This is a genomic window from Paenisporosarcina sp. P4_E4_2, assembly GCF_056401595.1.
Genome location: NZ_JBFUJC010000124.1, coordinates 1 through 8,413, shown reverse-complemented (window position 1 = coordinate 8,413; position 8,413 = coordinate 1). Strand labels below are relative to the sequence as shown.

Annotated in this window: 9 protein-coding genes; all 9 read right to left on the bottom strand. The window is 41.3% G+C overall.

Translation table 11 applies throughout. The features are described 5' to 3' along the window. Positions 1-23: 23 nt before the first annotated feature. A complete protein-coding gene (gene secG, locus AC1DSB_RS10325; protein WP_016429075.1) occupies positions 24-251 on the bottom strand; it encodes a preprotein translocase subunit SecG in 228 nt (75 codons plus the stop codon). 347 nt (positions 252-598) lie between these two features. Next, positions 599-1,894, bottom strand: coding sequence for a phosphopyruvate hydratase (gene eno / locus AC1DSB_RS10320; RefSeq protein ID WP_016429076.1), 1,296 nt, complete (start codon positions 1,892-1,894; stop codon positions 599-601). Between the two features lie 2 nt (positions 1,895-1,896). Next, positions 1,897-3,441, bottom strand: coding sequence for a 2,3-bisphosphoglycerate-independent phosphoglycerate mutase (gene gpmI, locus AC1DSB_RS10315; protein WP_477531419.1), 1,545 nt, complete (start codon positions 3,439-3,441; stop codon positions 1,897-1,899). Next, the gene (gene tpiA, locus AC1DSB_RS10310) at positions 3,434-4,195 is read right to left on the bottom strand and encodes a triose-phosphate isomerase (RefSeq protein ID WP_016429078.1); all 762 of its coding nucleotides are present in this window, start codon (positions 4,193-4,195) and stop codon (positions 3,434-3,436) included. Before tpiA ends, gpmI begins: the two co-directional genes overlap by 8 nt. A gap of 12 nt (positions 4,196-4,207) precedes the next feature. After that, entirely contained in the window at positions 4,208-5,395 is a 1,188-nt protein-coding gene (locus tag AC1DSB_RS10305) for a phosphoglycerate kinase (protein WP_477531418.1), read from the bottom strand. A gap of 124 nt (positions 5,396-5,519) precedes the next feature. Then, positions 5,520-6,527: a type I glyceraldehyde-3-phosphate dehydrogenase gene (gene gap, locus AC1DSB_RS10300; RefSeq protein ID WP_477531417.1), complete on the bottom strand. Its 1,008-nt coding sequence runs from the start codon at positions 6,525-6,527 to the stop codon at positions 5,520-5,522. A 12-nt stretch (positions 6,528-6,539) separates the two neighbouring features. Continuing rightward, positions 6,540-7,577, bottom strand: a complete 1,038-nt coding sequence (locus AC1DSB_RS10295) for a sugar-binding transcriptional regulator (RefSeq protein ID WP_477531416.1) — start codon at positions 7,575-7,577, stop codon at positions 6,540-6,542. Between the two features lie 114 nt (positions 7,578-7,691). Then, entirely contained in the window at positions 7,692-7,925 is a 234-nt protein-coding gene (locus AC1DSB_RS10290; RefSeq protein WP_016429082.1) for a glutaredoxin family protein, read from the bottom strand. A 345-nt stretch (positions 7,926-8,270) separates the two neighbouring features. After that, on the bottom strand, positions 8,271-8,413 hold a 143-nt coding region (locus AC1DSB_RS10285; protein WP_477586673.1), incomplete at its 5' end, for an ATP-dependent Clp protease proteolytic subunit.

The following is an 8,413-nucleotide window of genomic DNA, read 5'->3' as shown; positions in this document are numbered from 1 at the left end:
GTCAGGCGGTTCGTATTTGTTGATTATAATTTTGTTACGGCAATTGCCAAAATAAAAAATAATACTGCTAATACAATCGTCACACGGTGCAAGACAAGATCAATACCTCTTGCTTTTTGCTTACCGAAAAGTTGCTCAGCTCCGCCAGAGATGGCACCTGATAAACCTGCACTTTTCCCTGATTGTAACAACACAACAACGATTAATGCTAGCGAAACGATGACGAGTAAAGTCAGTAAAAACGCATGCATTTGTTCCACCTCCGATCAGAAACATCACAACAATAACTATTTTACCAAATAATAGAGATAAGCACAATAAGTTAAGAGAAATAGAATAAGAATTCTGTCAGATTATTTGATAATATGATAGAATCTTGTAGAAATATGTATAGCACCTATGTAGTTTGACTCCATAGTTTGCTGGAGAGATTCGAAAATAACCTATCGCATAATGGACTGAATCTAATTCCAGGATGGCGCTTTAAGTTAGTCAGAGAATAGAAATTACTAGCGCAAATGTACGATAAACACCTATTTCTTTAAAAAATCCAAAAAAAAAGCCACACACCTTTTTAAAAAGATGTGCGGCTTTCCAATTATTTTTTCAAGTTATAAAACGTTTTTAGTCCTAAATATTTTGCAGTGTCATACAATTGATCTTCAATACGAAGCAATTGGTTGTATTTTGCCACACGGTCAGAACGTGATGGTGCACCCGTTTTGATTTGGCCTGCATTTGTTGCAACTGCGATATCAGCAATCGTTGCATCTTCAGATTCACCTGAACGATGTGAAATAACAGTAGTATATCCAGCACGCTTCGCCATTTCGATCGCATCAAATGTTTCAGTCAATGTACCGATTTGGTTAACTTTGATTAAGATTGAGTTGCCAACGCCTTCTTCGATTCCGCGTGAAAGTTTCGTTGTATTCGTTACAAACAAGTCGTCTCCTACTAATTGAACGCGGTCGCCCAAACGCTCAGTCAGTAATTTATGACCTGCCCAGTCGTTTTCGTCCAAACCATCTTCGATTGAAACGATTGGGTATTTATTGCAAAGCTCTTCATACCAAGCAACCATTTCCTCAGATGTTTTCACGATGCCTTCGCCAGCCAAGTGGTATTTACCGTCTTCTTTATTAAAGAACTCAGAAGAAGCTACGTCCATTGCAAGCAAAACTTCTTCACCAGGTTTGTAACCTGCTTTTTCAATAGCAGTCAAGATTGTTGTAAGAGCTTCTTCATTAGAAGCTAAGTTCGGTGCAAATCCACCTTCATCACCAACTGCAGTGTTCAATCCTTTTTCATGTAGCACGGATTTCAGGCTATGGAAAATTTCAGCACCCATACGTAGTGCATGACGGAAAGATTCTGCTCCAACAGGCATAACCATGAATTCCTGGATATCAACATTGTTATCTGCGTGTGCTCCACCGTTAAGGATGTTCATCATCGGAACTGGAAGTTGCTTCGCGTTGAATCCACCCAAGTATTGATAAAGTGGAATATCCAAGTAATCTGCAGCAGCATGAGCAGCAGCAATTGATACACCAAGAATTGCGTTAGCGCCAAGTTTCCCTTTATTGTCAGTACCATCTAATTCAATCATCGCCTGATCGATCGATACTTGATCCAAAACAGAGAAGTTCTCTTCGATTTCAGCTGCAATGATATCGTTAACGTTTTCAACAGCTTTTAACACACCTTTACCAAGGTAGCGACCTTTGTCTCCATCACGAAGTTCAACGGCTTCATGTTCACCAGTGGAAGCACCAGAAGGTACGATTGCACGGCCGAATGCGCCGCTTTCCGTGAATACTTCTACTTCGATTGTGGGATTACCACGTGAATCCAATACTTCGCGAGCTTGTACTTGTGTAATAATTGGCATGTTTAAATCTCCTCAGCTTTCACTAATGTTTCACCTGTCATTTCAGGTGGTTGATTAATTCCTAATAAGTGTAACATGGTTGGCGCCAAATCGGCTAAAATGCCATCTTCTCGTAATGCAACGCCTGATTTCGTGACGATGACCGGCACCGGATTTGTCGTGTGTGCAGTCATCGGTGCTCCTTCGACCGTTAAGACCTCGTCAGAATTTCCATGATCTGCTGTGATAATGGCCGCTCCACCTTTAGCTAGCAAGGCATCCACAATTCGACCTAAACATTCGTCAACCACTTCGATTGCACGAATCGTCGGTTCGAGCATGCCACTATGCCCCACCATATCCGGATTGGCAAAGTTTAGTATGATTCCATCAAATCGATCGGAGTCAATTGCCTGCAATAATGCATCCGTTACTTCATAAGCGCTCATTTCTGGTTGTAAATCGTATGTCGCCACTTTCGGTGAATTGATGAGGATTCGTTCTTCACCAGGGAACCGTTCTTCCCGTCCGCCACTCATAAAGAAAGTTACATGTGGATATTTTTCTGTTTCAGCAATGCGTAATTGTGTTTTTCCATTTGCTGAAAGAACTTCTCCGACCGTGTTCAGTAAGTTATCACTTTCGTAAGCAACTGTAGCCACAACTTCATCACTGTAAGCAGTAAAAGTCACAAACTTCAAATCTGTTGGATGCTTCACGCTTAAAGGAAATGTTGTTTCACATCTTGGATTGGTAAAAATAGACGATAATTGAATCGCACGGTCAGGTCTGAAATTGAAGAAAATGACCGCGTCCTGTGAATCGATCGTTGCAACTGGTTGTCCATGATCTTCAATAACAGTCGGCAATACAAACTCATCCACGACGTTACTGTCGTAGGAAGCCTGTACTCCAGCCACGGCTGACGCAGCTGTTTCACCTACACCATCGACGAGTGCACGATATGTTTTCTCTACTCGCTCCCAGCGACGATCGCGGTCCATTGCAAAATAACGTCCACTTATGGTTGCGAACTTACCGATTCCGATTTCCGCCATTTGACGCTCTGTTTTTTCAATATAGTTGATGGCTGTTGTAGGTCCGACATCTCGCCCATCGAGGAATCCATGAACAAAAACTTCATCCAGTCCATTTTTCTTCGCCACCATTAACAGAGCAAACAAATGTTCATAATGTGAATGGACTCCTCCGTCCGATAATAAGCCCATCAAATGTAATTTTGAGCCATGTACTTTAACGTGTTCAATGGCTTCTAAAAATGCAGCGTTGTCATAGAAATCGCCATCGGAAATCGATTTATGGATACGGGTCAAGTTTTGATAAACAATCCGTCCTGCTCCAATATTTAGATGCCCAACTTCTGAATTGCCCATTTGACCTTCAGGAAGTCCTACTGAATTTCCCGCCGCAATCAACGATGCATGGGGATATTGATTCCAATAGCGATCGAAATTCGGCTTTTTCGCTTGTGCCACTGCATTGCCAAAAACTTCATTACGTAGTGCAAAACCGTCAAGAATAATCAAGGCAACTGGTGATTTAGACATTGGCACCAGCCTCCAACAATTTCAGGAAAGAAGAAGGCTGTAAGCTTGCCCCACCTACTAGAGCTCCATCAATATGCTCCATTCTTAACAATTCATCAATATTTTCAGGTTTTACAGAGCCACCGTACTGGATGCGAAGAGCTTCTGCTACCGATTGTCCATACAATGACTCCACTTTCGCACGGATGGCGCCACATACTTCATTTGCGTTTTCAGATGTCGCAGTTTTGCCTGTACCAATTGCCCAGATTGGCTCATACGCGATGACGGACTGTTTCACTTGTTCTTCAGTTAAATCTGCAAGCGCTTTCTCTACTTGGCCTTCAACCTTAGATGTGGTGTTTCCAGCTTCACGCTCTTCGAGTGTTTCACCTACGCAAATAATTGGCGTTAAAGAATGGGCAAAAGCTGCATGTGCTTTCTTATTCACCGCTTCGTCTGTTTCGTTGAAGTATTCACGGCGTTCTGAATGTCCTAAAATAACATAGTCAACACCTAAATCCGCTAATTGGACAGGACTGACTTCTCCTGTAAAAGCGCCTTCTGTTTCAAAGTGCATCGTCTGTGCGCCTACATGTACGTTAGAATCCGATACGATTTGTTTCAATGACTCCAGAAAAAGAGCAGGTGCACAAATAACCGTATCCACTTTCACAGAATCCGGAGCCAACCCTTTTACTTCTTCTGCAAATTGTTTTGCTTCAGATAACGTTTTATACATTTTCCAGTTGCCAGCAATAATGGGTTTTCTCATACGAATTCCTCCTTAGTTTTGATCGTTCAGAGCTATGACTCCAGGTAAGTCTTTACCTTCCATGAACTCTAATGAAGCTCCTCCACCAGTCGAAATGTGATCCATTTTTTCTGCAACATCGAATTTTTCAACAGCTGCGGCTGAATCGCCTCCGCCGATTACTGTATAACCCTGTGTTTCGGCCATAGCATTTGCAACACCTTTCGTGCCTTCCGCAAATGGTGCCATTTCAAATACGCCCATTGGTCCATTCCAAATAATCAGTTTCGAATTGGCAATGACATCCGCATATTGAGCTGTTGTTTTTGGTCCGATATCAAGACCCATCCAATCAGAAGGAATCGAATCAATTGCGACAACTTTTGTTTCGGCATCTTTTGAAAATTCATTTGCAACGACAACGTCTATCGGCAAGAATAAATTCACGCCTTTTTCTTTCGCTTTATCGATAAATGATTTGGCTAAATCAATTTTGTCTTCTTCAAGCAAAGATTTCCCAATATCATGGCCTTGTGCTTTAGAAAATGTATAAGATAAGCCTCCACCGATAATAAGGTTGTCCACTTTATCCAATAAATGATCAATTACACCGATTTTGTCTTTTACTTTTGCTCCACCAATAATCGCTGTAAATGGTCGGTCGGGTTCCGATAATGCTTTACCTAGTACATCCAATTCTTTTTCCATCAACAAACCAGAAACTGCTGGAATGTGCTTAGCAATTCCTTCTGTTGAAGCATGAGCGCGGTGCGCAGCTCCAAAAGCATCGTTTACAAACACATCTGCGAGCTTCGCGAATTGCTCAGCCAATTGTTGATCATTTTTTTCTTCACCCTTATGGAAACGGACATTTTCAAGCAATACAATGTCTCCGTCTTCCATTCCGGCAATTGCTTCTTCAACCGACGCGCCGACTGACTCGTCCAGTTTTTGAACAGGTTTATGTAATAGCTCACTTAAATGTTTACCGACTTCAGTCAAGCGTAACTCTTCAGTGACTTCTCCTTTTGGACGGCCCATATGGCTCGCCAAAATTACTTTCGCACCCTTTTCCATCAATTGTTTAATCGTTGGAAGTGCTGCACGTATGCGTGTATCATCAGTAATTTTGCCATCTTCCATCGGGACGTTGAAATCCACCCGGCAAAATACGCGTTTACCTGCTAAATCCAGCTGTTGCATTGTCTGTTTTTGTTTCATGAAGAATCTCCTCCTCCAAAAATTAAAAAAATAAGGAACGGAGGGTACCTCCGTTCCTTTTACCCTACTATATTATAGAGGTTAATGACAATATTCGCTACTATAGCTCAAGAACTTAAACGTCTTATAAACCTTTGCTAGCCATGTGTAATGCAAGGTCGATACAACGAGTAGAGTAGCCTGTTTCGTTATCATACCAAGACAATACTTTTACCATGTTTTTCTCAAGAACCATTGTAGATAATCCATCAACAGTTGACGAAGCAGCGTTACCGTTATAGTCACGAGATACTAATGGTAACTCGTTATATTCTAAGTAACCTTTTAGTTCATTATCAGAAGCAGATTTAAGTGCTGAGTTTACTTCTTCAGTCGTTACATCTTTTTCAAGCTCAACTACTAAATCAACAAGTGATACGTTTGGTGTTGGTACGCGAACAGCCATCCCATCTAATTTGCCTTTTAATTCAGGAAGAACTAGTGAAACTGCAGCTGCAGCGCCTGTTGATGTTGGAATCATTGATTCAGCAGCTGCACGTGCGCGACGGTAGTCTTCATGTGGTAAATCTAAAATACGTTGATCATTTGTATAAGAATGAATTGTTGTCATCATCCCACGTTTGATACCAAAGCTTTCATGAAGTACTTTTGCCACTGGTGCCAAACTGTTTGTAGTACATGAAGCATTTGATACGACATTATCCGAATCTGCGTTATAAGACTCGTGGTTAACTCCCATAACGAATGTCGGCATACTTCCTTTACCAGGAGAAGAAACGATAACTTTTTTCGCACCCGCTTCGATATGTTTGCCTGCAGTTTTTTCATCACGGAAGATTCCTGTTGATTCGATTACAATATCGATTTCAAGGTCTTTCCAAGGCAATACCGATGGGTCTTTTTCTGCATACACACGTACTTGTTTACCATTGACGATTAAGTATTCGCCTTCAGAAGAAACATCAGCATCAAAAACGCCGTGAATTGAATCGTATTTCAGTAAATGAGCTAACATCGCTGCATCAGTTAAGTCGTTAATTGCTACTACTTCCACTCCGTCACGTTGTAATGCCTCACGGAATACCACTCGCCCAATACGTCCAAATCCGTTAATCGCTAATTTTAAAGTCATTTATAGTTCCTCCTAATTTTCATTACTCATAAGTTGAGTTAATTTCTTCGCTGCACCTTCATCCGTAATCAATACGGTCTGATTGGGTGCATGCTTTAAATATGAAAGCATGGCAGAAGCTTTTGATGCTCCACCGGCTACTGCTAGTAAATGCTTCACTTGATTCAGTTGTTTTAATTGTATTCCAACTGTCCGAATCCGATGGACGGCTTTGCCTTGCTCATTGAAATAGTATCCAAACGCTTCTCCCACAGCCTGTTTCCCTGAAATGATATCCAGTTCCTCAAGGCTTGAGTTGCGTCGTTTTGCCATTTCTTTTGCATCACCGATACCATGAATGACAATGTTCGTGTGATCATATAAGTCCATCATTTCCTTAATGACAGGCTCTTTTATCATGGTCTTATATGCGGTTTCACTTAAATGATCAGGTAAGTATAATGTTCTGGAAGTACCACTGGCTTGTGCGGCAAATGCAGATGCAATATGATTCGCTTGCAGTTCCACATTTTCCCCGATTCCTCCCCGCGCTGCCACAAACACTAGATTCTTTGGTTTGATGTGCACCGACAAGTGATTCGTAATGGCAGCAATCGTACTTCCACCCGTTACAGCGACAATATCACGCTCTTTCGATAATTGCTCCAGTTGCTTTGCAGCTTCCTGACCAATCAATGACTTCGCCTGACTTTCTTTTTCGCTATCTCCAGGCACGATGATTACGCGACTTAACTTGAAACTCTTCTCAAGTTGTTTTTCCAGTTCACTTAATCCAGACCATTCGTGTACTAAATTTTTCAAGCTATCTAAAACATCTTTACCTTCATGCGTAATTTCCATTCCATTTGCAAGCACATGTATTAATCCTTGTGCCCGTAAAATGTCAAGCTCTCTTCTTGTCTCCCGTTCGGTTGAATGAACGATTTCACTAAGGGCTCTGCGACCAATTCCAGCAGTTAACTGGATGGTCATCAATAAACGATATCTTTTTTGGAGAAGCGCAGTCATTTCCGGTAACAATTTTTGTTGTGCTCCAAGTAATTGATTCATTGCATTCTCCTCCTGAAAAGCGATTGGACGWTTTTTGTCCCGCTACATAATTTTATGTCCCGCCTTAATAATAATATACTCTTTTTCTAAAAAAAGAGCAAATAAAAAAGACGTTTATGATGTAAACGCCTCTAATAACGTAGGATAATCAATCCGTCCTTCTTGAATTACCACTCCGTTGCTTTCGATTACTGGGATGCGGAGTAAGTACTTTTCATGGATGTCATCATTGTCTTCAATATTGATTTCTTCTATATGTAATTCAACATCTTCTTTTACAAGTTGTAGCATCATTCGTGCGTCTTCACACAAAGTACAGTTCGGGCGAGAATAAAATTGTACGTTCATTATCCATCTTCCTTTCACGTCTTTAAGATCTTGATATCCAGAATTGTACTCTATTTTCCACAATTGCACGTCATAAATTCATAAAAAACAAGTGGCTACCATGAGCCACTTGTTGTACTCTCATTTAAAAACCACGACCAGCGTCGCCTCTACCGAATGATCCAGGCCCGAAACCACGGTGTCCACGTGAACCCGGTCCCATACCGCCACCACTTCCTTGATTGACCTATACAGGCTCGTGCTTTTAAGCTATCCGGAAGTGCACTCTTTCGTTACAGTCTCCTTAAACATTAGCCATAAACAAAAAAGCTGCAATGACTATAAAAGTCACTGTAGCTTTGGTAATTATGATTTTTTCAATTCACTGCGAGAAATAATGTGATCAACAAGACCATAGTCTTTCGCACGCTCAGCTGTCATGAAGTTATCGCGGTCCGTATCTTTTGCGATGACATCAATCGGTTGACCTGTACGTTCTGACAAGATAC